Source organism: Nocardiopsis sp. iso_25 (assembly GCF_056173305.1).
In genome coordinates, this window is record NZ_CM149667.1 from 3,167,612 (window position 1) to 3,190,743 (window position 23,132).

22 protein-coding genes and 1 pseudogene are annotated in these 23,132 nt (G+C 74.6%); 8 read left to right on the forward strand and 15 right to left on the reverse strand.

Going from position 1 to position 23,132, the window contains the following annotated elements:
- The first annotated feature begins 14 nt into the window (after positions 1-14).
- The 3 genes from AC0VX6_RS13660 (at position 15) to AC0VX6_RS13670 (ending at position 3,129) form a co-directional block, all read left to right on the forward strand.
- Positions 15-1,181 (forward strand): aminotransferase class V-fold PLP-dependent enzyme, encoded by a 1,167-nt coding sequence (locus AC0VX6_RS13660; RefSeq protein ID WP_274977904.1) that lies wholly within the window; start codon positions 15-17, stop codon positions 1,179-1,181.
- Positions 1,182-1,387: 206 nt separating this feature from the next.
- Complete coding sequence (locus AC0VX6_RS13665) at positions 1,388-2,239, forward strand: MerR family transcriptional regulator (RefSeq protein WP_475469010.1); 852 nt, start codon at positions 1,388-1,390, stop codon at positions 2,237-2,239.
- Positions 2,236-3,129, forward strand: coding sequence for a transglutaminase-like domain-containing protein (locus AC0VX6_RS13670; protein ID WP_475469012.1), 894 nt, complete (start codon positions 2,236-2,238; stop codon positions 3,127-3,129). The genes AC0VX6_RS13665 and AC0VX6_RS13670 overlap by 4 nt, the downstream gene beginning before the upstream one ends.
- 36 nt (positions 3,130-3,165) lie before the next feature.
- On the opposite strand, the gene AC0VX6_RS13675 is transcribed toward AC0VX6_RS13670, so the two are convergent.
- From AC0VX6_RS13675 to AC0VX6_RS13710, 8 genes are all read right to left on the reverse strand, one after another.
- Complete coding sequence (locus tag AC0VX6_RS13675; RefSeq protein ID WP_475469014.1) at positions 3,166-3,405, reverse strand: hypothetical protein; 240 nt, start codon at positions 3,403-3,405, stop codon at positions 3,166-3,168.
- A 294-nt stretch (positions 3,406-3,699) separates the two neighbouring features.
- Positions 3,700-4,881 carry an FAD-dependent oxidoreductase gene (locus AC0VX6_RS13680; protein WP_475469016.1) on the reverse strand — a complete coding sequence of 394 codons (1,182 nt, stop codon included), beginning with the start codon at positions 4,879-4,881 and terminating at the stop codon, positions 3,700-3,702.
- Positions 4,878-5,450, reverse strand: a complete 573-nt coding sequence (locus AC0VX6_RS13685; RefSeq protein WP_475469018.1) for a TetR/AcrR family transcriptional regulator — start codon at positions 5,448-5,450, stop codon at positions 4,878-4,880. The genes AC0VX6_RS13680 and AC0VX6_RS13685 overlap by 4 nt, the downstream gene beginning before the upstream one ends.
- Before the next feature lie 164 nt (positions 5,451-5,614).
- Positions 5,615-6,004 (reverse strand): Hsp20/alpha crystallin family protein, encoded by a 390-nt coding sequence (locus tag AC0VX6_RS13690; RefSeq protein WP_274977910.1) that lies wholly within the window; start codon positions 6,002-6,004, stop codon positions 5,615-5,617.
- Between the two features lie 145 nt (positions 6,005-6,149).
- Complete coding sequence (locus AC0VX6_RS13695; RefSeq protein ID WP_475469020.1) at positions 6,150-6,887, reverse strand: class I SAM-dependent methyltransferase; 738 nt, start codon at positions 6,885-6,887, stop codon at positions 6,150-6,152.
- A gap of 251 nt (positions 6,888-7,138) precedes the next feature.
- A complete protein-coding gene (locus tag AC0VX6_RS13700; RefSeq protein WP_475469022.1) occupies positions 7,139-8,176 on the reverse strand; it encodes an aminotransferase class V-fold PLP-dependent enzyme in 1,038 nt (345 codons plus the stop codon).
- Positions 8,177-8,190: 14 nt separating this feature from the next.
- Positions 8,191-9,165, reverse strand: a complete 975-nt coding sequence (locus AC0VX6_RS13705; RefSeq protein WP_475469024.1) for a phosphotransferase family protein — start codon at positions 9,163-9,165, stop codon at positions 8,191-8,193.
- 175 nt (positions 9,166-9,340) lie between these two features.
- Positions 9,341-9,826 carry a MarR family winged helix-turn-helix transcriptional regulator gene (locus AC0VX6_RS13710; RefSeq protein ID WP_475469025.1) on the reverse strand — a complete coding sequence of 162 codons (486 nt, stop codon included), beginning with the start codon at positions 9,824-9,826 and terminating at the stop codon, positions 9,341-9,343.
- 138 nt (positions 9,827-9,964) lie between these two features.
- On the opposite strand from AC0VX6_RS13710, the gene AC0VX6_RS13715 reads away from it, so the two are divergent.
- Positions 9,965-11,623, forward strand: a complete 1,659-nt coding sequence (locus AC0VX6_RS13715) for an FUSC family protein (protein WP_274977915.1) — start codon at positions 9,965-9,967, stop codon at positions 11,621-11,623.
- 185 nt (positions 11,624-11,808) lie between these two features.
- On the opposite strand, the gene AC0VX6_RS13720 is transcribed toward AC0VX6_RS13715, so the two are convergent.
- The 4 genes from AC0VX6_RS13720 to AC0VX6_RS13735 all read right to left on the reverse strand — a co-directional run bounded on the left by AC0VX6_RS13720 (position 11,809) and on the right by AC0VX6_RS13735 (position 16,010).
- Positions 11,809-12,525, reverse strand: coding sequence for an ArsR/SmtB family transcription factor (locus tag AC0VX6_RS13720; RefSeq protein ID WP_475469027.1), 717 nt, complete (start codon positions 12,523-12,525; stop codon positions 11,809-11,811).
- A 254-nt stretch (positions 12,526-12,779) separates the two neighbouring features.
- On the reverse strand, positions 12,780-13,556 hold the full coding sequence (locus AC0VX6_RS13725) for a putative protein N(5)-glutamine methyltransferase (protein WP_475469029.1): 777 nt from the start codon (positions 13,554-13,556) through the stop codon (positions 12,780-12,782).
- 151 nt (positions 13,557-13,707) lie between these two features.
- Positions 13,708-14,637, reverse strand: coding sequence for a ribonuclease Z (locus AC0VX6_RS13730; protein WP_475469031.1), 930 nt, complete (start codon positions 14,635-14,637; stop codon positions 13,708-13,710).
- Between the two features lie 950 nt (positions 14,638-15,587).
- The gene (locus AC0VX6_RS13735) at positions 15,588-16,010 is read right to left on the reverse strand and encodes a VOC family protein (RefSeq protein WP_274977920.1); all 423 of its coding nucleotides are present in this window, start codon (positions 16,008-16,010) and stop codon (positions 15,588-15,590) included.
- 268 nt (positions 16,011-16,278) lie between these two features.
- On the opposite strand from AC0VX6_RS13735, the gene AC0VX6_RS13740 reads away from it, so the two are divergent.
- From AC0VX6_RS13740 to AC0VX6_RS13755, 4 genes and pseudogenes are all read left to right on the forward strand, one after another.
- Positions 16,279-17,430: a helix-turn-helix transcriptional regulator gene (locus AC0VX6_RS13740; protein ID WP_475469033.1), complete on the forward strand. Its 1,152-nt coding sequence runs from the start codon at positions 16,279-16,281 to the stop codon at positions 17,428-17,430.
- Between the two features lie 263 nt (positions 17,431-17,693).
- A pseudogene (locus tag AC0VX6_RS13745) lies at positions 17,694-18,563 on the forward strand (magnesium and cobalt transport protein CorA).
- Between the two features lie 165 nt (positions 18,564-18,728).
- Positions 18,729-19,298 (forward strand): TetR/AcrR family transcriptional regulator, encoded by a 570-nt coding sequence (locus AC0VX6_RS13750; RefSeq protein WP_475469035.1) that lies wholly within the window; start codon positions 18,729-18,731, stop codon positions 19,296-19,298.
- Positions 19,299-19,386: 88 nt separating this feature from the next.
- The gene (locus tag AC0VX6_RS13755; protein ID WP_475469037.1) at positions 19,387-20,571 is read left to right on the forward strand and encodes a GDSL-type esterase/lipase family protein; all 1,185 of its coding nucleotides are present in this window, start codon (positions 19,387-19,389) and stop codon (positions 20,569-20,571) included.
- 137 nt (positions 20,572-20,708) lie between these two features.
- Here the strand turns inward: AC0VX6_RS13755 and AC0VX6_RS13760 are convergent, their stop codons facing one another.
- From AC0VX6_RS13760 to AC0VX6_RS13770, 3 genes are all read right to left on the reverse strand, one after another.
- Positions 20,709-21,434, reverse strand: a complete 726-nt coding sequence (locus AC0VX6_RS13760) for a Mut7-C RNAse domain-containing protein (RefSeq protein ID WP_475469039.1) — start codon at positions 21,432-21,434, stop codon at positions 20,709-20,711.
- Between the two features lie 103 nt (positions 21,435-21,537).
- A complete protein-coding gene (locus AC0VX6_RS13765; RefSeq protein ID WP_475469041.1) occupies positions 21,538-22,404 on the reverse strand; it encodes an LLM class flavin-dependent oxidoreductase in 867 nt (288 codons plus the stop codon).
- A gap of 112 nt (positions 22,405-22,516) precedes the next feature.
- Positions 22,517-22,993 (reverse strand): hypothetical protein, encoded by a 477-nt coding sequence (locus AC0VX6_RS13770; protein ID WP_475469043.1) that lies wholly within the window; start codon positions 22,991-22,993, stop codon positions 22,517-22,519.
- Positions 22,994-23,132: the final 139 nt, after the last annotated feature.

Consider the following 23,132-nt stretch of genomic DNA (forward strand, 5'->3'; position numbering starts at 1 on the left):
GAGGGGCGGGCTGGATGGGCGTGGATGTGGCTGCGGTGCGGGCGGACACTCCTGGGGTCGTGGGGGCGGCGCATCTGGACAACGCGGGGTCGTCGTTGCCGCCGCAGGTGGTGGTGGAGGCGGTGGTGGATCACCTGCGCCTGGAGGCGCGGGTGGGGGGTTACGCGGCGGCCGAGCTGGCGCAGGCGCGGGTGGAGGGGTTCTACACCGCGGTGGCGCGGCTGGTGGGTGCGCGGCCGCAGGAGATCGCGTTCACCGAGAGTGCGACGCGGGCGTGGGAGTTGGCGTTCGGTTCGGTGGTCTTCGCCGAGGGGGACCGGGTGCTGACCACGGCCAGTGAGTACCCCAGTAACGCGCTCGGGATGGTCAAGGCGGCCCGTGAGCGGGGTGTGCGGGTGCAGGTGGTGCCCGACGACGCCGACGGGGTGATGGACGTGGTGGCGCTGGAGCGCGAGTTGGCTCAGGGTGGGGTGCGGGTGGTGGCGCTCAACCACATGCCCACGCACAACGGGCTGGTCAATCCGGCCGAGCGGATCGGGTCGCTGTGCCGCAGGTTCGGGGTGTTGTTCGTGTTGGACGCGTGCCAGTCGGCGGGCCAGTGGGATCTGGACGTGGAGCGGCTGGGGTGCGACGTGTTGGCGGTGACGGGGCGCAAGTTCCTGCGCGGGCCGCGGGGGACGGGGTTCGTGTACGCGCGGTCGGGGGCGGACCTGGGGGAGCCCGCGGTGGTGGACGTGACGTCGGCGCACTGGGAGGGGCAGGGGTACCGGGTGCGCGAGGACGCGCGCCGGTTCGAGAGCTTCGAGCGCAATGTGGCCGGTCAGATCGGGTTGGGTGTGGCCGTGGAGTACGCGTTGGCGGTGGGGATGGAGCCCGTCCGGGAGCGGGTGGGGGCGCTGGCCGAGCAGGCCCGGGACCGGTTGGGTGCTCTGGCGGGGGTGCGGGTGCTGGACCGGGGGGCGGTGCGGTCGGGGATCGTGACCTTCGCGGTGGAAGGTGTGGCGGCCGAAGGGGTGCGTGCGGCGCTGGGGGAGGCCGGGGTGCGGGTGAGCGTGTCGCGGTTGTGGAACCAGGTGTGGGAAGAGGGTGTGGGGGTGGACGAGGCGGTGCGTGCCTCGGTGCACTACTTCAATACGGAGGCTGAGGTGGAGGCGTTGGCGGACGCGGTCAAGGGGTTGTAGGCGCGTCGGGGCGCACGCCGGACGCGTCGGGGGCGGTGGTCTTCGCCGTGCGCGGATCGGTGTGGCTGGCCGGTTACCGGTGTGGCGGAGCGGGTGGCGGACGGCTCGGTCGCGGATGTCGGCGTCGCGGGCCGCGGGGCCGGGCGGGTCCCGGACGCGGGCGGGTGTTGACGGTGCCCTTGGGGCAGGGGCCACACTCACATCCCATGAGCACCCCACAGCCCCGCGAGGGGCTTTCCCGGGGGGAGTTCGCCCGTGCGAGCGGGCTCTCCCCCAAGGCGCTGCGGTTGTACGAGCGCTCGGGTCTGCTGGTCCCCCACCGGGTGGGCGCGGGCGGGCACCGCCTCTACCTCGCCGCCCAGGTGGAGCGGGCCCGGCGCATCCGCCTGCTGCGTCAGATGGACATGCCCCTGGCGGTGGTGGCCGAGGTGATGGCGCAGGAGGGCGGGCAGGCCCTGGAGCGGGCCCAGGCGTGGTGGCGGGCCCAGGAGGAGGCGCTGCGTTCGCGGCGCGCGGCCCTGGCCGAGCTGAGCCTGTCCTGGGGCGGGGCGGCTGAGCAGGACCCGGAGCCGGTGTGGCGGGTGCGCCGCGAACACGTGGCGGCGGCCAAGGTGGCGGCGGTCCGGGCCCGCACCGACCAGCAGAACCTGGTGGCGACCCTGCACGGGCGGGCGCAGGCGCTGCGCCGCCTGCTGGTGGGGCAGGGTGCGCGGCCCGGCCCCGGGTTCTGGGTCCTCTACCACGGTGCGGTGACCCCGGACGGTCCCGCGCCGATCGAGGTGGCGGTGCCCTTCACTGGGCACGCCGAACCCGAGGGGGAGGCGGTGATCCGGGTGGAGGCCGCCCACGTGCGCGCGGTGTGCGAGGTCAGGCGCGGCGACTGCTTCTATCCGCGGATCATGGGCGCCTACAGGGCGGTGGAGCGGTGGATGCTCCAGCGCGGCGCGCACGCGGCGGGGCCGTTGCGTGAGGTGTATGGGGCCTCCTGGGATGAGGTGGCCCAGGACGCGGTGTTCGCGCTGGTGGCGCGGCCGATGAGACAGGCGGGACGCGGATGAGCGCGGTGGAGGTGGACCGGTGGGCGGCGCACACCCCCTACAGCGACCCGGGCCGGCACGCGGGCGTGCTGGCGGGCCTGCCTGGGGATGTGGCGGGGCTGGGGCGGGTGCTGCGCGGGGTGGTGACCCACTACCGCGGCGGCGGGCAGGTGCTCACCGGGGAGCGGTTGGCCGAGATCGACCACCGGTGGGTGGAGGCGATGCTGGCCACCGACCAGGCCCGCTGCCCGGGGCCGTGGACGCGGCCCCGGGCGCAGCCGCTGGTGGGGTGCTGTCGTGACTTCGCGCTGGCGACGGTGGCGGCGCTGCGGGAGCGGGGGGTGGCGGCGCGCACCCGGGTGGGGTTCGCCTCCTACCTGAACGAGGGGTTTTGGACCGACCACGTGGTGAGCGAGTACTGGGACGGCGGGCGGTGGGTGTGGGCGGACACCCAGTTGGACCCGGCGGGCCCGTGGCCGGTGGATGTTCTGGACATCCCGCGCGCGCCTGAGGCGCGGGGCGCGGTCTTCGCCAGTGCGGCGCAGGTGTGGCTGGCCCACCGGGCGGGGGAGGTGGACGCCGAACGCTACGGGGTGCACCCGGACCTGCCGTGGCGGGGTGCGGGGTTCGTGCGCGCCTACGTGCTGTTGGAGTTGGCGCACCGCCAGGGCGAGGAGGTGTTGTTGTGGGACACCTGGGAGGCCATGCGGGCCGAGGACGACGGTGTGTTCGACGAGGTGGCGCGGTTGCTGGTGGCGGCGGACGGCGGGGACGGGGCCGCTGAGCGGGAGTTGGCGTACCGGTACGCCCGCGGGGGGCGGTTGAACCCGGGAGGGCGGGTGCTGTGCGCGTCGCCGTCGGGGTTCGTGGGGTGGGTGGACCTGGTGCGGCGGGTGGTCGAGCCGGGGTGAGGGGGTGCGGGCCGCCGGGGCAGGGGGCGGCGGGGTTCACACCGGCAGGAGGATCAGCAGGGTCGGCAGTGCCAGGACGAGCATGAGGCACCCTCCGGCCGCGGGGGTGGTGCCTCGGGGTGCGGTGGCCTCCAAGTCGGCGATCATGTGCCGTTGGGCCGGGCACCCCGGGGTCACGACGTCCTCATGGCTGAACACGCGGCAGGGCAGCCCCGTCATGAACTCGGCGTCGTACTGGCGTCCGCACAGGGAGCAGCGGGGGTCGTTCGGCTTCACGGTCGTGGTCCCTCTCGTCGAAGATCGGGCCGTGCCGCGTGGCCACCCGGCCGGTTCCCCGGCCTGGTGACGCAGGTGGGCCGTCCGGTGCGGTCGTGCGAGACGGCTTCACGTTCCTCTCGGACAGCGACAGTGCCGGGGCGGCCCCCGGCCGTTCGTGTGAGGGCGTCCCTCGTCGTCGGTGCGGCGGGTTTCGCCGCCCGCCCCGGGCGGGCCGTGGCCCTCCCGGGGCGGGGCCGTCGCCGCGTCACAGGTCGCGGTGGACACGGTTGAACGCGTGCCCGGCGGGGTGTTTCAGCCGTGGGCGGTCAGGGGGGTGTGTTCGCGTACGGCGGGGGTGGGCTTACCGGTGAGCGCCCCGGCCAGCAGGCGGCTCGCCCCGGGCAGGCCGGTCAGGCGCAGGGCCGTGCGGCGCAGGAGCAGTCGGGCGCGGGTGGGGGGCAGGAACCAGCGGGCGGTGCGGCGGGCGGCGCGCTGGCGTTGTTCGACCTCGGGGCGCCACTGGTGCTCGTAGCGGCGCAGCCCCTCCTCGACGGTGGGGGCCGAGGCCAGGTGTTCGGCCAGGACGAACGCGCCGCCCACGGCCAGGGAGGCGCCCTGGCCCGCGAGCAGGGAGACCGCGCCGCAGGCGTCGCCGAGCAGGACGGTGCGTCCCCGGCTCCAGTGGGGCACCACGCTCTGGGAGACCTGGTCGTAGTAGACGTGTTCGGGGTCGGGGCAGTGCTGGAGGGCGCGGGGCACCAGCCAGCCCAGGTCGGCGTGGGTGCGGCGCAGTTCGGTGCGCGGGTCGGCGGGCCGGTCGGGGGTGGGGCTGCGGTGAACGGTGAAGGCGGCCACGCGGCCGTCGCGCAGCCCGTACAGGCCCATCTGGGCGCCGATGGTGTCGGTGAGGTGGAAGCCGCCGTCGACGCGGGCGTGGATGTCGGGGTCGGTGAAGACGAAGGCGGCGGTGTGGAAGCCCAGGTAGCGCAGGTGGTCGGTTGCGGAGCCGAGGATCTGGGCGCGCACGGTGGAGTGGATGCCGTCGGCGCCCACGAGCAGGTCGCCGGTCAGGGTGCGGCCGCCCGCGAGGGTGACCTCGACGGTGTCGCCGTGGTCCTGGACGCGGTGCAGGGCCGCGTCGTGGTCCACCCGCACGTCGGGGGGCAGGGTTTCGCGCAGGGCGCGTTCGAGGTCGGGGCGCATGAGGGAGACCACGCCCAGGTGGGAGAACTGTTGGATGCCCAGCCTGGCGCGGGGGGTGCCATCGCGGTCGACGAAGGTGGCGTGGTCGATGTCGTAGCCGAGTGCGCGCAGGCGGGGCAGTAGGCCCATGAGTTCGGCGGCCTGGTAGCCGGGGCCGAAGAAGTCGATCATGTAGCCCTGGGTGCGGGGGTGGGGGGCCTGTTCGAGGACGGTGACCTGCCAGCCGTGGGTGTGCAGGCGGTGGGCCGCGGCCAGTCCGGCGATTCCGGCTCCGCAGATGATCGCTCTCATGGGTGTGCTCCCGGGGTGTGGTGGGTGAGCAGGCGGCGCAGGACGGGTTCGATCTCGGTGGAGGTCAGGTCCGGGGTGAGTGCGCGGTGGAGCAGGACGCCGTCCAGGGTCGCGGCCAGGACGGTGGCGGTCTGGTGGGGACTGGGGACGCCGGCGTGGGTGAGCCAGTCGGTGAGGTGGCGGCGCATCAGGTCCAGGACGCCGGTGACGGCCTCGCGCAGGCGGGGGTCGCGGGTGGCGGCCAGGTAGGTCTCGGTGACCAGGTGGGAGGCGGGGTCGTCGCCGGGGTAGCGGTCCAGGTCGCGCAGGATCAGGGCGAGTCCCTGTTCGGGTGTGGTGGTGGGGCCCAGCAGGTGGGCGGCCTCTTCGACGATGGCGGTGATGGCCTGGGTGGCGGCCTGGGTGAGCAGGGCTTGGAGGGAGGGGAAGTGGTAGTGGACCAGGCCGGGGCCCACGCCTGCGCGTTCGGCGAGTGTGCGGGTGCTGACCGCTGACCAGCCGCGTTCGCTGATGAGTTCGGCCGCTGCCCGGATCAGGCGGCCTTTGACGTCCTCGCCGCGGGGTGCCATGTGCGTCCTGTTTCTTGGTCGATTGCCTTGGGCGAACGTATTGGTCACTCGCCCAATTCGAGGATGGCACAGTGCCCGCCCCGCGGCAAGGGGCGGGGCGGGCACACGGAGAAGGGGGTGTGAGGTCCCCCGTGGTCCTCACACCCCCTGTCGGTTCTGCCGGGTCAGGCGGTGGCGCCGCCCTGGCCCAGGAGGATCTTGCGCGGCTGGGCCTTGGCGGCGACCGGGACGCGCAGGGTCAGGACACCGTCGGTGTGGTCGGCCTCGATGTGCTCGGTGTCCAGGTCCTGTCCCAGGCGCAGGCGGCGGGTGACGGCGCCGGTGGGCCGCTCGCCGACCAGGACGCGGCCCTCCTCGGCCCGCTCGGGGCGCTGGGCGCGGACGGTGAGCACCGAGCCCTCCACCTCCAGGTCGATGCCGTCGGCGGGCACGCCGGGCAGGTCGATCCGGACCACGAGGGCGTCCTGGGTGCGCACCGCGTCCATGGCGGCATTGCGCGCGGCGGGAGCGGTGGAGGTGGTGACGTCGAAGGGGATGGTGCGGGTGAGAAGCATGGAAGAACCCCCGAAAAACCTCGGCTTGATGCTGATGGACTCAAGTTTATTGACGACTTAGGGCGCGTCAAGGCGGTGTGGGGCACCCCACACGCCGACGCCCCAGGACTCGTACAGGCCGGGGTCCGGGGCGTGGAACGGGTGGTCAGCGGGTTCGGGCCAGGGTGATGATCTCGGGGCTGGACGCGGTCAGGGGCGAGCGGTCCCAGTTCCCGAACCGCTCGGCGGCCCGCAGCCCGGCCCGCTCCAGCAGCAGGTCCAAGTGGTCGGCCTCCACGAAGCGCAGGGTGCTCACGGTGCGCAAGGGGAGGGCGGAGTCGGAGCGGGTGGTGGTGCTGGTGAAGGTCACCAGCCCCTCGGGTGTGGGTGCGGCGGCGTCGTGGACGTCGCTCACGCGCACACCGTCGGCGGTGGTGACCTGGTGCGGGTGGGCGGGGGTCCACCTCTGCCAGGCGCGCGCGGCCGGGTTGCGGGTCTCGAAGGCCACCAGTCCGCCCGGGGCCAGAGCGCGGCGCACCGCCTCCAACGCGGCGCTGATCTCCTCGTCGGTGCGCAGTTCCTGGAAGGCGTGTCCGGTCATGGTGACCAGGTCGAACTCCTCCTGCCAGGTGTGGCCCGACAGGTCACCGCGCACCCAGGAGACGGTGTCGGTGCGCCCGCGGGCCACCTCCAGCATGGCCCGGGCCGGGTCCAGGCCCACCAGGTGTCCGGTGTGGCCGCGGGTGCGGGCGCGGTGGAGCAGACGGCCGGTGCCGCACCCGGCGTCCAGCACGCGCGGCGCGGCCATGACCAGGCCCAGGTAGAAGTCGTCACCGGGTCCCCACGGGCTGAGGAGGTCGTAGAGGGCGGCGACGTCGGGGGAGTCGTACGGGTTGTGGGTCATCGCGTCAGTGTGGCAGCGGGGCCGGGGGACGACCACCGGGTTTTCGCCCGCCCCGACCGGCGCGGGACGCGGTCCCGGAAAGGCCGGGGCGACCACCGTGGGCGCGCGCGTGCACGCACCCGTCCGTGTGCGCGGCCCACCCTGCCCCGTCGGGGAAAGCGGCGGACCGAGACGGGGGCGGACTCCCCCACGCCGGTGGGGCGTGGGGGTCCGTACTGGAAGTGGCGCGCGCCGGTGGGGCGCCTGCCGCGCTAGGGCTGGAGCAGGGCCTTGGCGGCGCGCTCGGCGTCGTCGAGGGTGTTGTACAGGTGGAAGGACAGGCGGGTGCGGCCCCCGCGTTCGGTGGTCACCACCCCGGCCCGGGCCAGGCGCTCGAAGGCGCCGGGCAGGTCGACGCTGGTGATGGCCGAGCGGGCGGGCTCCTGCCCCAGCGCCGCGCGGAAGTGGTCGGTCAGGGCGGTGTTGTGGGCGCGCACCCTCTCCAGACCCGTCTCCAGCAGGACCCGGCTGGAGACGGCGGCCGCCACGGCCGCGAACCAGTTGGGCGAGGTGTCGAAGGCGCGCGCGGTCGGTGCCGGGTCCAGCCGGGCGGCGTACATGGCCGAGGCGGTGTCGCGGGCGGCGGCCGGACCGGCGTTGTTGGGGCGCAGCCGCGCGCGCAGGTCGGGGGACAGGTAGGCCAGGGCCAGACCGCGCGGCGCCATGAGCCACTTGTAGGCCGAGGCGATCAGGGCGTCGAAGACGGTGGCGTCCAGGGGCGTCCACCCGGCGGCCTGGGTGGCGTCGGCCACGACCAGGGCGCCGTGGGCGCGGGCGGCCGCGACGATGTCGCCGGTGGGGGCCAGGCGTCCGTTCGCCGAGTGCACCGTGCTGAAGGCGACCAGGTGCGTGCGCGCGTCCACGGCCTGGGCCAGGCGGTCCAGGGGGACGGCCTCCACGGTGACGCCGCGGTCGGCCTGGGCCTGCCAGGGGAAGACGATCGAGGCGAAGTCCCCCTCGGGGACCAGGACGCGGGCGCCGTCGGGCAGGCTGGCGGCGATGGTTCCGGCGATCTGGGCGGTGCTGGCGCCCAGGGCGAGGTCGTCGGCGGGCGCGCCCACCAGGGCGGCCAGGTTGACGCGGGCCTGTTCGAGCTCGCGCCCCCAGGCCCCGGGGTCCCCGGTGGCGGTGTGCCAGGAGCGCACGGCTTCGGCCAGGGCCTGGTGGGCGGGCCGCGGCGGGATGCCGTACTGGGCGGTGTTGAGCCAGACGGTGTCGGTGCTCCACAGACCGGTGATGGTGTCGTCCATGGGCACCGAGTGTGTCAGGCGGTGGTGGCCAGCGCGATGTGGAGGCTGTGCTCGACGATGCCGAGCATGAGGTCGCGGTCGGGGTAGTCGCCGTCGAGCAGGCGCAGGGGACCGGCGACCAGGGACAGGTGCAGGGCCAGGTCGTACAGGGCGGTGCGGTCCGGGTCCAGGGGGCGGGTGGCCAGGCGCGGGTGGTGGGCGCCGAAGCGCAGGCGCAGGAAGGCGTGCTCCCACTCCGCGTCGAAGAACATCAGTCCCTCGATGTCGATCAGGACGGGGGCGCCCTGGGCGTCGACCAGGACGTGGTCGGGGCCGAGTTCGCCGTGGATGAGCGCGTGTTCGCGGCGGGGTTCCACACGCGCGGCCAGGGTGTGCAGGGTGGCGGTGAGGCGTTCGCGGCCCCGGCGCATGCGCGGGTCGCGGTGGGCGGCCTCGTCCAGGTCGCTCAGGGCCCGGTCCAGGACCAGCTGGTGGCAGGAGGGGGCGCGGGCGGCGCCGCCCGCGCCCAGGTGGGCGACCTTGCCGAAGGCGGTGTCGGTGCTCGCGTGCATGGTGCGCAGGTCGCGGCCCAGGCGGTCCAGGACCGGGCGTGCGGCGCGGGGGTCGCGGTGCAGGAGTTCTTCGAGGGTGGGGCCGGGGACGTCTTCGAGCACGGCCAGGCAGCCGGGGTGGTGGGCGCCGCTGGTGTCCAGGGCGTACAGGCGGGGGACCCGCACGCCCAGGTCGGTCAGGGTGCGGTGGGCGGCGGTGAACAGGTCGGCGCCCGAGGCGTGGGAGAAGGGGTCGGCCGGGTCGGCGCCGTGCGCGGTGGCGGGCCAGTAGTCCTCGCTGTCGTGCCACAGGTAGGCGATGACGGTGGTCTGGTCCAGGGCCAGGCGGTAGACGCCCTTCTTGGAGCCGCCGCGCAGGCGTTGGACGGCGCGGGCGGGGCCGGGGCGCCCCAGCAGGTCGGGGACGGCGCGGGCGAGGTCGACGGCGGGCGCGCTCATGGCACTCCTGGGGGGTGTGGTGGGGTGGGCGGCCATCCTCGCACGGCCCCGGTGGGGTGTGCCCGTGGTTTTTGGCGCCGGCCGCTCGCGGCGGGCCGGAGCCGCGAGCCCGGCTCGGTCGAGGCGGCCGGCGGCGGGTGGGGCCGCGCGCGGCCGGTGCTCGTCGGCGCGGGGCTCAGGCGCGGTCGATGGGGGCCAGGACGCGGGAGAGCAGGTCGGCCAGTTGGGCGCGTTCGTCGCCGGTCAGGGGGCGCAGGAGGTCGGCCTCGCGGTCGAGCTGCCCGGCGAAGAGGGTGTCGGCCAGGGCCTGTCCGCGTTGGGTCAGGCGGACCTGGACCTCGCGGCGGTCGCGTTCGAGGGGGGTGCGGGTGATGAGCCCGGCGGCCTCCAGGCGGGTGAGGCGTTTGGTGGTGGCGGCGCCCGAGGAGATGGTCTCGCGGGTGAGCTGGCGGGGGCGCAGTCCGTGGGGGGAGCGGCGCAGGGCGGCTAGGACCTCGAACTCGGGGCGGGTGACCTCGGCGTCGGCGAGTCCGTCCTCGGTGACGTTGTTCATCAGGGCGGCCAGGCGAAGGACGCGGCCCATGGCGGCCATGCTGGTCAGGTCGAGGTCGGGGCGCAGGCGCGACCAGCTGTGGAGGAAGCGGGAGACGGCGTCGCTCATGGTGTCCTTCGCGTGTGTGGCGGGCCGGTCGCCGGGTGCGGGCGGGCGTGCCCGTGGGCGGGGCGCCGGGCGGAGTGGGCGGTCTCTCCCCCCGTGGGGGTGTGTACGGCCCGCCGAACATCCTAAGATAATTTACTTGTGAATTACTTTTATCGTCCGTGGGTTGCGCTGCGCCGCACCCTCACCACCCGCGGGGCCTTCGCGCCCAGGCCCGTGCGCGGCAACGTCGCCGTCACCGCACTGCGCGCAGGAGTGTGCGTGGCCCTGCCCCTGCTGGCGCTGCACGCCGCGGGGCGCACCGACCTGGCCCCCTACGCCGCCATGGGCTGCTTCACCGCCCTGTACGCGCGCGACGACACCTACGCCCGCCGCGCCCGGCTCCTGGCCGTGGTCGGCGCGACCCTGACACTGGCCGTGGCCCTGGGCGCGCTGACCTCGGCCGTGCTCCCCCACCCCCTGGCCGCCATCACGGTCGTGGCCCTGGTCGCCGGCGGGGCCAAGTACCTCTCCGACGCCCTGGAGTTCGGCGCCCCGGCCGGGCTGATGTTCGTCTTCGCCGCCGGGGTGGCCGCCTACAACCCCCAGCCCCTGACCGCGCTGCCGGTGGTCGTGGCCACCACCGCGGCCGCGGCCGCCCTGTGCTGGACGCTGGCCCTGGTCGGCGCCCTGGTCCACCCCACCGCCCCCGAACGCCTGGCGGTCGCCCGCGCCCTGCACGCGCTCGCCCGTCACCTGCGCCACCCCGCACCCGCCGCCCGCACCGCAGCCGAGACCGCCCTCCACCACGCCTGGCACGTCCTGCTCTCCCGCCCCGGCCGCACCCCGGCCCGCCGGGGACTGGAGGTCCTCACCGCCCGCGCCGAAACCCTGCTCACCGGAACCGGAGACCGCCTCACCGACGCCCGCGCCGCCGCCGAGATGAGCGAACTGGCACGCCGCCTGCGCACCGAACGCGCCGTCGAACCCCTGGTCGGCGCCGACGAGCACGCCGCCCTGTCCCAAGCCGCCGCGCACCTGCGCCGCCACCACACACCCGCGCCCGGGCCGGGCCAGCGCCTGCGCGCCGCACTGCGCGCGCCCTCGCCCACCCCGGTGTCGGTGGTGCGCATCGTCCTGGCCTGCCTGCTGGCCGGGGCCCTGGCCTGGGCGCTGGGCATGGGACACGGCTACTGGGCGGCCGTCTCGGCCGGATCGGTCCTGCAGGCCGTCAACGTCACCACCACCTGGCACCGCACCCTGCAACGCGGCGCGGGCACGATCGTGGGCGTGGCGCTGGCCGCCGCGCTCTTCAGCCTGGACTACTCCCCGCTGGGCGTCATCGCGCTGGTGGTGGCGTGCCAGATGGCGGCCGAACTGGTGGTGACCACCAACTACTCCTACGCCATCGTGTTCGTCACCCCGCTCACCCTGGCCCTGTCGGGCCTGGCCCACGCCGACCCGGGCGCGGACGGGCTGGCGGCCGAGCGGCTGTGGGCCACCGTGCTGGGCGCCGCGGTCGGACTCCTGGTGTGCGCGGCGGTCGCCAACCGCCGCGCCGGGGACCACCTGAGCCAGGCCCTGGCCGCGTGCGAACGTGAACTCGCCCGGGCGCGGGAGTGCGCGGGCACCGACGCGGCCGCGCGCCGACGCCTGGTGCGCAGCCTGGTGGCGCTGCGCGCCTCCCACGCCCTGGCCGCGGGGGAGCCGTGGTCGGCGGTGGCGTGCGTCCAAGAGGTTCAGGACGTGGAACGACGCGCCCGCGCCCTGCTGGACGGGGCCGCCCTCCCGGGCCGGGCGGTCGGCACCCCCACGGGCTGAGACGAGGTCCGGAACCCGCAGCGGGGCGAGGCCACCGGAGGCTGCCACCGCGGGCCGGGAACGCTGTCGATCACCGCGGCCCGTGCCGCGCGCCCGGGACGACACGACGTCGCGGTGCCCGGCCCGGCGTCGGCCGATCACCACGGCCCGCGCCGCGGGCGCGGGACCACACGAGGTCGCGGTGCTCAGCCGGACGTCGCGGTCCGCACACCCAGCAGTTCACGCCAGGCCCGCTCGCCCGGCTCGGTGACCCGCAACGCCCGCCCCGAACCCACGCGCGCGCACCAGCCCGCCTCCAGCGCGTGGCGGCACAGCGCCGCCCCGGCCGTTCCGGCCAGGTGCGGCAGGCGTTCGGTCCAGTCCAGGCACGAGCGCACCAGCGGGCGCTTCCCGCCGCGCGCCAGCGGTATCCGCTGCTCGGCGAACCAGGCCACCCCGGCCTCGGTGAGCGCGAACCCGGTGTCCTGGGTCAGCAGCCCCCGCTCCGTCATGGCCCGGGTGACGGCGCAGCCCAGCTCACCGGCCAGGTGGTCGTAGCAGGTGCGCGCCCGCGCCAGGGCCCGGTCGGCGTGCACGGTGCGCAGGGTGCGCGGGCGCCGGGCCGACACCGGGGCCGACGTCGGGTCCGCGTGCGCGGCCAGGGCCTCCACCAGGTGCGCCACCGCCTCGTCGGCCAGGCGCACGTAGCGGTGGCGGCCCTGGCGTTCCTGGGCGAGCAGACCGCCCTGGACCAGCCGGGTCAGGTGTTCGCTGACGGTGGAGGCGCCCACCCCGGTGTGGCGGGCCAGCTCCCCGGCGGTCCAGGCGCGCCCGTCCAGCAGCGCCAGGCACACCCCGGCGCGGGTGGGGTCGGCCAGCAGGGAGGCCAGGGCGGCCAGGCGGGCGGCGTCGGGAGCGCGCATACCCCCAGGATGCGCCGCGCACGCTGCGGTGGCGACCGAAACGTGGCGCGCGGCCGGTGCGGCGTCGCTCTCACCGGCACCGGAGCGGGCACGCGGAACGGGAGAACGGCCGGGGCGCCGCGCGAGGGACGGGGACGGCCGAGGCGCGCACCCGCCGCACGCCGGGGGCGGTCGTGTCCGAGCGGCCCCGTGCGGCGGCCGCGGGGCGCGAGGACGCGACGGGTCCGCCCGCCCCGCGCCCCGGGGCCGCGCGGTCAGCGGGCGCCCGTGACCACGGTGGCCTCCCACTCCGGGCAGGAGACCACCTCACAGGCCAGACCGCCCCGGACGAAGGCCTCCCGCGCCGCCGCAACCTGCTCCCGGCCCACCTCCACCAGCACCCGGCCGCCCGGCGCCAGCCACCGGCCGGCCCCGGCGGCCACACGGCGCAGCAGGTCCAGCCCGTCCGGGCCCCCGTCCAGGGCCCGCCGGTCCTCGTGCACGCGCGCCTCCGCGGGCAGCAGCGCGATCCGGTCGGTGGGGACGTAGGGCACGTTGGCGACCAGCACCTGGACGCGGCCGCGCAGGTCCGGGGGCAGGGCGTCGTAGAGGTCGCCCTGGTGCACCCGGTGCCCGGGCAGGTTGCGCCGGGCGCAGGCCACGCTGGCGGCGTCGATGTCGGCGGCGTGCAGGGTGATGTCGGCGCGGGTGTGCGCCAGGACCGCGCCCAGGGCACCCGAACCGCAGCACAGGTCCACGGCCACGGCGCCGGGGGCGAGCAGGGCGCAGGCCCAGCGGGCCAGGAACTCGGTGCGGGGACGGGGCACGAACACGCCCTCGTCCACGCGCACGCGCAGCCCGCAGAACAGGGCCCAGCCCAGGACGTGTTCGAGGGGCAGACCGGCGCAGCGGCGCCGGACCATCAGATCCCGCTCGCCGGGGGTGCGCGCGGCGGAGGCGATCAGGCTCGCCTCCTGCTCGGCGAAGACGCAGCCCGCTTCGCGCAGACGGGCGACGAGGGCGGGGGAGACCGGGGAAGGTGGGGATGCCACGAGAGCCTTTCGACGAACTGTCGGGCGCTCCGGCTACGACGCGGGTGCGTGACCTCGCGGTGGGAACGCCCCTCCTGCGACAGCGGAGATCGTCCTCACCCCCTCGGTTGTACGGTCCAGTGCCCCGGAACTCTACCCCAACGCGCCCTGCTCAGGAGTCGCGGGGCGGCACCGGCAGGCGTTGCAGGTCCTGGGCCAGCGTGACGGGCCCGTCGAACTCGGCGGCGGCCTCGGCCAGGAAGCGGGCGTCGTCGTGTTCCTCGTAGCGTTCGGAGATGTGGGTGAGCACCAGGGTGCGCGCCCCGGCGCGCGCGGCCACGCGCCCGGCCTGGCGGGCGGTCAGGTGACCGTAGGAGCGGGCCAGATGCTCCTCGGTGTCCAGGTAGGTCGACTCGATCACCAGCATGTCGGCTCCGCGCGCGAGTTCGACCGCCTCCTCGCACTCGGCGGTGTCCATCACGAACGCCATGACCTGGCCCCGGCGCGGCCGCGCGCAGTCGGCCAGTTCCACGCGGCGCCCCTGGGCGGTGGTGACCGAGCCCCGGCGTTGGAGTTCGCCGACCATGGGGCCGCGCACGCCGTGGGCGGCCAGCCGCTCGGGCAGCATCCGCCAGCCGTCCGGTTCGGCCAGCCGGTAGCCGTAGGCGGTGGTCGAGTGGCGCAGCGGCAGCGCGGTCACGCGCAGGTCCGGCTCGCCCAGCGGGCAGGAACCGGTGCCGCCGACCGGTTGGGGGAGTACGACGTCGGTGTCGTGGAAGGCGGTGGCGTGGCGCAGCCGCCGCCAGTAGCGCTCGCCGTCGGCGGGGTAGGCCACGCGCACGGTGTGGGGCACCCGGTCGCGGGCGATGCGCTGGATGGTGCCGGGCAGGCCCAGGCAGTGGTCGCCGTGGAAGTGGGTGACGCAGACGCGGGTGATGTCGGTGGCGGCCAGGCCCGCCAGGCGCATCTGGCGCTGGGTTCCCTCGCCGGGGTCGAACAGGACGCCGTGGGTGTCCCACCGCAGGAAGTAGCCGTTGTGGTTGCGGCGGCGGGTGGGCACCGCGCTGGAGGTGCCCAGGACCACGAGTTCGCGTACGGACATGGGAGGGATCCTGCCACAGCACCGGGCCCGTCCATGGCGGGTCCTCGCGTGCCGTTCCGGGATCTGCCAGTCGAAGGCGGTAAGCGCGGACAGTGCCCGGGCGGAGGAGGCGTTCGGGGGCAGGGACCCGATCGTCGGAACCTAGGGGCCGGTCGGCGAAGCACGACACGGCCGTGCGCCGGCGATGTCACCGGCCGTCTGTGTCGGGTCAGGACCGGTCGAGGGCCCCGGAGAACTCGACGATGACCCGCAACGCCCCGGTACCGCTGGGGGCCGCCAGCGGGCCGGCGCCCCTCCTGCGGCGCGCGTGATGGTACAGCTCTGGCTGTACCCGTCGCGTTTTCGGGCCCTGGCCAGCGGCCTCTGAGGGCGCCGCCAACGAAACTCCGGGCTCCCCCGCCCTCTTTGTAGCAACACATGTAGTAGCACCTTATAAGGTTCACTTATCGGAGGTGAGAATGCAGGGGTGTTTGAGTCCTCGTTACGTGTGCAGATCGTTTTTACGTTAACTAATAACGTAACCAACGAAACGTTATTAGGAGGGGTGCGGAGAGGGCGCGCAGCACTGCGTTCCTGCGGAGACGAGGGGCCCAAGGCATGCGTGTACCGGCGGCGGGCACGACCGGCCCCGTGAACTACTGTTGCCTGCCATGGCGCACCCCCCGATCGGCCTCACCGCCGAGTTGGTCCGAGGTCTGCTGCTCGAACAGCACCCCGACCTCGCCGACCGCCCCCTGCACTCGGGAACACGGGGCTGGGGCAACCAGATGTGGCGGCTGGGCCCTGCGCCGGGCCCGGGGAAGGCGCACCGCCACGGGGCTGCGGAGTGGCGCAGGAGGCGCCGGTCGGCTCTTCGGCGGGCCGCGTGGGGCTCCCCTTCGGGACGGGAACGGGAGGTAGGGGGTGTGCGCCGGGCGGGTGCCCGGCCCGGCGCACACCCCCGTGCGGGGTCAGCCGTTGTAGGGGGCCGCCACGTCCAGGACCCAGACGACGCCGAAGCGGTCCTTGAGCATCCCGTAGAGCGGCGCCCACTGGGAGGGCTCCAGCGGTTGCACGATGGTCGAGCCGGCGGACAGCTTCTCCCAGAAGGCGGTGATCTCGTCGGCGCTGTCACCGCGCACGGAGACGAAGACGGCGTTCTCGCCTTGGTCCCAGGGCATCGCCGAGGGCACGTCGTAGGCCATGACGCGGAACCCGTTGTCCGCGACCACCTGGCCCCAGACCACCCAGTCCGCCTCGTCCGGGTCGGTGACGCTGCCCGCGTCCTTGTAGGTGACGGCGACGACGTCCCCGCCGAAGACGGAGTGGTAGAAGTCGAGCGCCGCGCGGGCGTCGCCGCGCAGGTTCAGGTGGGTCGTGGTCGTGACGGACATACTGGCTCCCTGGTCGAGTCGGGTGTGGACGGCCGCCGAGCGGGTCCGTGTCACGGGCGGGCGGTCCCGCATGGCCACGGTGTCCGCCCGGCTACGGGGCCGGGCGGACACCGCCTCTCCTCTGGGCGGTGGACACCGGGTGCCCACCACCCACGGGGTCGTGACCTGCGATGACCGTGCCTGTGTCGGCCCCCGTCGGCGTCTGCGGTCTCACACTGGCAGGGGTAGGGGCCAGGGTGTGTCCTCTACTTCCAGCAGGATGGGTTCCATGGTGATGAAGGCTTCCGCCCGTCTGCTGGCGCTGCTCTCCGTGCTCCAGACCCGCCGGGACTGGTCGGGCCGGGACCTGGCCGCCCGGCTGGACGTCAGCGCGCGCACGGTCCGCCGCGACGTGGACCGTCTGCGCGAACTCGGTTACCCGATCACGACCTTCAAGGGGCCCGACGGCGGGTACCGGCTCGACGCCGGGTCGCGGATGCCCCCGCTGCTGTTCGACGACGACCAGGCCGTAGCGCTGGCCGTAGCGCTCCAGGCGGCCACGGCCACCGGCGCCGGGATCGGGGAGGCCGCGGCGCGCGCCCTCAACACCGTTCGCCAGGTCATGCCCGCCCGCCTGCGCCAGCGGATCAACGCGGTCCGGGTCGCCGTGGTCGCGCCGCCCGCCGCCCCGCAGGCGCGGGCCGACGGCGGGGTGCTCACGGAGATCAGCGCCGCCGTGCAGGCCCGCGAGGAACTGCGCCTGGACTACGCCCCCGCCTTCCGGTCCTCCTCCGGGGAGGAGGAGGTCGCCGTGGTCGCGCCGCCCGCCGCCCCGCAGGCGCGGGCCGACGGCGGGGTGCTCACGGAGATCAGCGCCGCCGTGCAGGCCCGCGAGGAACTGCGCCTGGACTACGCCCCCGCCTTCCGGTCCTCCTCCGGGGAGGAGGAGGTCGCCGTGGGCCCGCGCCGGGTCCAGCCCCACCACCTGGTCACCTGGGCGGGGCGCTGGTACCTCCTGGGCTGGGACGTGGAGCGCGACGACTGGCGGACCCTGCGGGTGGACCGCATCGCGCTGCGCAGTCCCAACGGCCCCCGGTTCACACCGCGGGAGGTGCCAGGGGGTGAAGTGGCGTCCTTCCTCATCGGCCGGTTCCGGGGTTCGGACGGTGCGGTCGACTGGCCCTGCCGCGGTGAGGTGATCCTGGACCTGCCCGCCGCCGCCGTTGCCCCCTTCGCGCACGACGGGCTGGTGGAGGAGGTGGGCCCCGAGCGCTGCCGACTGGTGCTCGGCTCCTGGTCGTGGGTCGGCCTGGCCTCGGCCGTCGGCCGCTTCGACGCCGACTTCGAGGTCGTCGGACCGTCAGAGCTGGAGGACGCCTTCGCGCGGCTGGCCCGCCGTTACGCGGGCGGCGGCCGTCAGGCCCGCGCCCCCGAGCGCTGACCGCGCCGGAGGGCGGATCGCCGTAGCCCCGGGGGCGGACGGACCCGGTGGCACGGTCGCGGAACGGTGAGACCGCGGGGGTGCGAAGCCCGGGCCGGGAGGCTGTCCGGTGCGCGGGATCGTGCGTACAGAAGGGGATACAGCGCCCATAATGGTGGCTCGTGATCATAGACAAGGCCTACCACGACGGCAGGCGCCAGGAGATCGAGGGCGACATCAGCGACGCCTTCGACGAGGCCCGCCGCGAGCAGGGTGACTGCTTCGTGTGGATCGGGCTCCACGAACCCACAGCGGAGGAGTTCAGCCTCATCGAGGAGGAGCTCACCCTCCACCCGCTGGCCGTGGAGGACGCGCTGACCGCCCACCAGCGCCCCAAGCTGGAACGCTACGACGACACCCTGTTCGCCGTGGTCAAGACGCTCGCCTACGACGAGGAGACCTCCGACGTCGAGGTCGGCGAGGCGATGCTGTTCATCGGAGAGGACTTCGTGGTCAGTGTCCGCCACGGCGCGGCCAACCCGCTCGACCGCGTCCGCAGGCGCCTGGAGGCCGATCCCACGCTGCTGGCCGTCGGCCCCGCGGCCGTGCTCCACGGGGTGTGCGACGAGATCGTCGACCACTAAGGCACGGTGGTGCACAAGATCGAGTCCGACATCATCGAGCTGGAGCGGGCGGTCTTCCGGCCCGGCGGCTCGGACGTGACCGCGGACATCTACCACCTCAAGCGCGAGGTGCTGGAGTTCCGCAGCGCTGAGAGCCCGCTCATCCCGGTGCTGGAGGAGATCGCCAAGGGGCGCGTCCAGCGGTTCGAGGAGACCCGGGAGTACTTCCGCGACGTCCTGGACCACCTGCTGCGGGTGGACGACCAGGTCGACGACCGCAACGAGCTGCTCACCAGTGCGCTCACCGCCCACCTGGCCCTGCTGGGCAAGCAGCAGAACGAGGACGTCCGCAAGATCTCCTCCTGGGCGGCCGTCATCGCGATCCCCACCATGATCGCCGGGTTCTACGGTATGAACTTCGACCACATGCCCGAACTGCACTGGCTGTTCGGATACCCCCTCATCATGGGCGTGATGGTGGGTGCCTCCGGCCTGGTCCACCACCGGCTGCGCAAGAACGGCTGGCTGTAGGCACGCCGGGCCGGGAGGGCACGGCTCCCCCTCGGGCCCGGGAACGGTCCGCGAACGCGCGTCTCCCCTCCCTTGGCCGCACGGGCTCGTGCCTGGTATCCACAACCTCTTGCCTAAAGCCTTTAGGGAAAAGTACAGTGGTTTCTGGCAGAGAGGAGAGAGGCTATGGTACGTGCGGGACTGACCACCGAACGGCTCACCGAGGCGGGAGCCGAACTCGCCGACGAGGTCGGCTTCGAGCGGGTGACCGTCTCCGAACTGGCCCGGCGCTTCGACGTCAAGGTCGCCAGCCTGTACTCACACCTGCGCAACTCCCAGGACCTGAGAACCCAGATCGCCCTGCTCGCCCTGGAGGAGCTCGCCGACCGGGCCTCCGACGCCCTGGCCGGACGGGCGGGCAAGGACGCCCTGACCGCCCTGGCCAACGTCTACCGCGACTACGCCCGCGAGCATCCGGGCCGCTACGCCGCCGCCCAGTTCAGACTCGACCCGCAGACGGCCGCAGCCAGCGCCGGTGTGCGGCACGCACAGATGACGCGGGCGATCCTGCGCGGCTACGACCTGTCCGAGCCGGACCAGACGCACGCGGTCCGCCTGCTGGGCAGCGTCTTCCACGGCTACGTGACCCTGGAACTGGGCGGAGGGTTCAGCCACAGCGCCCCCGACACCCAGGAGACCTGGACACGGACCCTGGACGCCCTCGACGCCCTGCTGCGCAACTGGCCCGAGCCCTGACAGCGGCCCGCGCCCTCCCGTCGGCACCGAGCCGCGCGCCCACCGACCCACCGGACTTCACGACGGCCCCGACCACCAGGTTGACACCATGCACACCCAGCACCACTGGACCACCACACCCCTGACCGCGGACCTCCTGCGCGGCGCCCTGGACCTGGAGCGCACCGAGCACGGCGTGCTGCCGCACCGGCTGCCCGCGCGGGCCCGCGCCCAGTGCGAGGACCCGCAGCTGCTCATGGCCGAGTCCCAACCCTCCGGGGTTCGACTGGCCTTCCGGACCCGGGCCAGCGCCGTCGAACTCGACACGCTGCCCACCAAGCGCGCCTACACGGGCGCCCCGCCCCGCCCGGACGGCGTGTACGACTTGCTCGTGGACGGTCAGCTCGTCGACCAGGCCAGCGCGACCGGCGGCAACACCCTGACCGTCGACATGGCCACCGGCTCCGCCGAGCACCGGCCCGGACCGGTGGCCACCGTGCGCTTCACCGGCCTGCCCGACCGCGTCAAGGACGTCGAGATCTGGCTGCCGCACAACGAGACCACCGAACTCGTCGCCCTGCGCACCGACGCGGCCGTCGAACCCGCACCCGGCCGGGGGCGCAGGGTGTGGCTGCACCACGGCAGCTCCATCAGCCACGGCTCCAACGCCGCCAGCCCCACCGCCGTCTGGCCCGCGCTGGCCGCCTCCCTCGGCGGTGCGGAACTGGTCAACCTGGGGCTGGGCGGCAGCGCCCTGCTCGACCCGTTCACCGCCCGCGCCATGCGCGAGGCCCCCGCCGACCTGATCAGCCTCAAGATCGGCATCAACCTGGTCAACGCCGACCTGATGCGCCTGCGCGCCTTCGGCCCCGCGGTGCACGGCTTCCTCGACACCCTCCGGGAAGGCCATCCCGGCACGCCGCTGCTGGTCGTCTCGCCGATCCTGTGCCCCATCCACGAGGACACGCCCGGCCCCTGCGCCTTCGACCCGGACTCCCTGCGCACCGGGGAACTGCGGTTCCGGGCCACCGGCGACCCCGGCGAGCGCGCCGCCGGAAAGCTGACGCTCACCGTCATCCGCGAGGAACTGGAGCGCATCGTGCACCAGCGCGCGGCCGAGGACCCGAACCTGCACTACCTCGACGGGCGCGAACTCTACGGTGAGGCGGACAACGCCGAGCTGCCGCTGCCCGACGAACTGCACCCGGACACCGCCACGCACCGGCGTATCGGCGAACGCTTCGCCGAGCGCGTCTTCGGCGCGGGCGGCCCGTTCCACGACCACAGACCCTGAGAGGCCCGACCGGCCCGCCCCCGCCGCGCGGCCGTCGTCGTCCCACCGGTCGGCCGAGCAGGCACCCTCTGGGAGGTCCTCTGCACACGATCTGCCGTCCTCGGCCGGCCGGGCCCAGCCCGCCCTCGCCGTGCGGGTCAGGCCGGTCCGGGGCGCGCGGACACCAGCTCCTGGGCCTCGCGCACGATCTGGGCCAGCCGGGAGTGGTGGGCGCCGGGCCAGTACACCCGCTCGCACCCGGAGCAGCGCGCGAACACGTCGTAGGTGGCGCGGGTACCCGCCTCCAGGTCCTGGCGCACCTCCTCCTTGGTGGCGTGCACCAGTTCGCCGTTGCACGCCGGGCAGCGGGTCCAGGGCCGCAGAGGCGGGGCGAAGCGCTCCAGCACCTCGCGCAGCTGCCCGGCGGGCCGCTGCTCGCGCACGTAGCCGCCCGCCCGCAGTCCGCTGCGGCTCAGCAGTCCGCGGTCGCGGGTGAGCAGCACCCTGTCCTCGGCGTTGGCCTGGCGGAACAGGGAGGGGTCGTCGCGGTCGTTGTCGTAGGCGGTGTCCAGACCCAGCAGGCGCAGGCGCCGGGCCAGGGTACCCAGGTGCACGTCGAGCAGGAACCGCGGCTCGGCGAAGGGCAGGCGCTGCGGGTACTGCACGGGCAGGACCTCCACGGCCTCGCCTGGGGCGGGGATGTGGGAGGCGGGGGTGACGCGGCCGTCGACGCGCAGCGCGCCGACCTCGGTCAGGGGTATGCCCAACGACTGGACGACGTGTCCGAGGGTGGAGGTGGAGTCGCCCTTCACGAGCACGGTTCCGCTCCGGTGCCGTGAGGGCAGGAAGAACCGCAGTTCGGGCGCGAAACTCAGGTCCAGCATCGGTTCTCTTCCTTCCAGCGGGCCGTTCCCGGCCGCAGACCATGGGGCCGACCGGTGGCGGCGGACGCGGTGTGACAGGTACCCGGCGCGGCCGGTGAGTGGTTCAGGACAGGAGCGGGCGGACCCGTTCGGCGGTGAAGCGCACGAAGCCCTCGGGGTCGGGCTCGTCGGCCGTGGGCTGCAACACCACGGTGTCGGCTCCGGCCTCGGCCATGTGCCGCACCGCCTCGGCGACGCGGTCGGCGTCCCCTGCCACGCCGGTCTGCGGCGTCAGGCCCTCGGCGCGCAGTTCGGCGGCCATGCGCCGGTCGGCGTCGGGGCCGGTGGCGGCGAGCAGGTAGACGGTCACGGGGTGGTGGCCCGGGCGCCCTGCGGCCTGGCGTCCCCGGTCGACCAGCTGTCGTGCCCTCCGCACGCCGTCCACGCCCGCCGCGGCGTCCAGGATGGTGCCGTCGGCGGCCTGTCCGCTCAGGTGCAGGGTCCGCGGTCCGCGGGCGCCGGCCAGTACGGGGACGGGGGTGGTGGGCGGGTAGTCCAGGGCGACCTCGTCCAGGGTGACGTAGCGGCCCCGGGAGGTGACCCGCTCCCCGGCCAGCAGGGCGCGCAGTGCGTCCAGGTGTTCGCGCAGGAGGGCGAGAGGGGAGTCGGGGCGCGCGCCGACCTGGGCCATCCAGTCCTGCACGCCGTGGCCCACGCCGATGCGTACGCGGCCGGGGAAGAGCCGGTGCAGGGTGGCGGTCTCCATGGCGGTCAGGGCGGCGTTGCGCAGGGGGACGGGGAGCAGGCCCACGCCCACGGTGAGGTTCTCGGTCCAGGCCAGGGCGGCCGAAGCGGCGGCCACGCCGCTCTCCAGGAAGCAGTCCTCCCACAGCCAGAGCTGGTCGAGTCCGGCCTCGTCGGCCGCGCGGGCCACGGAGCGCAGACGCTCGGGGGGCAGTTGGGGGCGGAAGACGGCTCCGAGTTCGGTCATGGTGCCGTTCTATCGGGCGGGGGCGGGCGGGGACAACGGTTTTCGCCCTCCCCGCCCCCTGCTACGCGGACCGCGGCCTCCACCGACGGGGGGAGGCCGCGGTCCTGGCCGCTCAGGGCGCGAGGCGCACCACGCCGCCGGAGTCCGTCACGGCGACCAGGGTGATCTCGAAGCCGTTCATGACGAACACACCCCCCGGCTCCCCTCCTATCGGAGGCGGGAGGTGGCCCGACAGGGTGGTGCCGGGTCCGTAGCCGCTGACGTCCAGCCCGTCCTCGCCCACGGCGTCGACCACGAACCGGTCCACGCCGTGGGAGCCGTCCATGGCGAACTCGTCGCCGCTCTCCACCAGCACCTCGCAGTCGGCGTCGGCGCAGGCCTCCAGGTCGGTGCCGTCGGCGGCCTCGGGCGGCGCCGGTGCAGCGGCGGAGGGGGAGGCGGTGTCCGCGTCGCCGGGAGGGGAGGCGTCGGCGGCCGAGGGGGCGGGGTTCGCCGCGTCCTGCTCCTGCGCTCCGGCGCAGCCGCCGAGCAGGGCGGTCACGGCCCCGGCGGCTGCCAGGACGCGGATCCGGTGGAGGGTGGTGGTCATGGTGCCCCGTCCATGGGTCGGGCCGCGCACGTCCGGGGGTGAGGGGAGGCCGCGCGGCGGTGGCCTCGTCGCCGACGGTTGTGCCCCGGCTCCGTGATGTCCATACCCCCGCCGGTGTGGTGCGCGTCACCACGGTCGG

What these genes read in the sequence shown, in the direction of transcription:
- AC0VX6_RS13660 (WP_274977904.1), top strand. Translation starts at nt 15, where the DNA reads ATGGGCGTGGATGTGGCTGCGGTGCGGGCGGACACTCCTGGGGTCGTG.
- AC0VX6_RS13665 (WP_475469010.1), top strand. Translation starts at nt 1,388, where the DNA reads ATGAGCACCCCACAGCCCCGCGAGGGGCTTTCCCGGGGGGAGTTCGCC.
- AC0VX6_RS13670 (WP_475469012.1), top strand. Translation starts at nt 2,236, where the DNA reads ATGAGCGCGGTGGAGGTGGACCGGTGGGCGGCGCACACCCCCTACAGC.
- AC0VX6_RS13680 (WP_475469016.1), bottom strand. Translation starts at nt 4,881, where the DNA reads ATGAGAGCGATCATCTGCGGAGCCGGAATCGCCGGACTGGCCGCGGCC.
- AC0VX6_RS13685 (WP_475469018.1), bottom strand. Translation starts at nt 5,450, where the DNA reads ATGGCACCCCGCGGCGAGGACGTCAAAGGCCGCCTGATCCGGGCAGCG.
- AC0VX6_RS13690 (WP_274977910.1), bottom strand. Translation starts at nt 6,004, where the DNA reads ATGCTTCTCACCCGCACCATCCCCTTCGACGTCACCACCTCCACCGCT.
- AC0VX6_RS13695 (WP_475469020.1), bottom strand. Translation starts at nt 6,887, where the DNA reads ATGACCCACAACCCGTACGACTCCCCCGACGTCGCCGCCCTCTACGAC.
- AC0VX6_RS13700 (WP_475469022.1), bottom strand. Translation starts at nt 8,176, where the DNA reads ATGGACGACACCATCACCGGTCTGTGGAGCACCGACACCGTCTGGCTC.
- AC0VX6_RS13705 (WP_475469024.1), bottom strand. Translation starts at nt 9,165, where the DNA reads ATGAGCGCGCCCGCCGTCGACCTCGCCCGCGCCGTCCCCGACCTGCTG.
- AC0VX6_RS13710 (WP_475469025.1), bottom strand. Translation starts at nt 9,826, where the DNA reads ATGAGCGACGCCGTCTCCCGCTTCCTCCACAGCTGGTCGCGCCTGCGC.
- AC0VX6_RS13720 (WP_475469027.1), bottom strand. Translation starts at nt 12,525, where the DNA reads ATGCGCGCTCCCGACGCCGCCCGCCTGGCCGCCCTGGCCTCCCTGCTG.
- AC0VX6_RS13730 (WP_475469031.1), bottom strand. Translation starts at nt 14,637, where the DNA reads ATGTCCGTACGCGAACTCGTGGTCCTGGGCACCTCCAGCGCGGTGCCC.
- AC0VX6_RS13735 (WP_274977920.1), bottom strand. Translation starts at nt 16,010, where the DNA reads ATGTCCGTCACGACCACGACCCACCTGAACCTGCGCGGCGACGCCCGC.
- AC0VX6_RS13740 (WP_475469033.1), top strand. Translation starts at nt 16,279, where the DNA reads ATGGTGATGAAGGCTTCCGCCCGTCTGCTGGCGCTGCTCTCCGTGCTC.
- AC0VX6_RS13750 (WP_475469035.1), top strand. Translation starts at nt 18,729, where the DNA reads ATGGTACGTGCGGGACTGACCACCGAACGGCTCACCGAGGCGGGAGCC.
- AC0VX6_RS13755 (WP_475469037.1), top strand. Translation starts at nt 19,387, where the DNA reads ATGCACACCCAGCACCACTGGACCACCACACCCCTGACCGCGGACCTC.
- AC0VX6_RS13760 (WP_475469039.1), bottom strand. Translation starts at nt 21,434, where the DNA reads ATGCTGGACCTGAGTTTCGCGCCCGAACTGCGGTTCTTCCTGCCCTCA.
- AC0VX6_RS13765 (WP_475469041.1), bottom strand. Translation starts at nt 22,404, where the DNA reads ATGACCGAACTCGGAGCCGTCTTCCGCCCCCAACTGCCCCCCGAGCGT.
- AC0VX6_RS13770 (WP_475469043.1), bottom strand. Translation starts at nt 22,993, where the DNA reads ATGACCACCACCCTCCACCGGATCCGCGTCCTGGCAGCCGCCGGGGCC.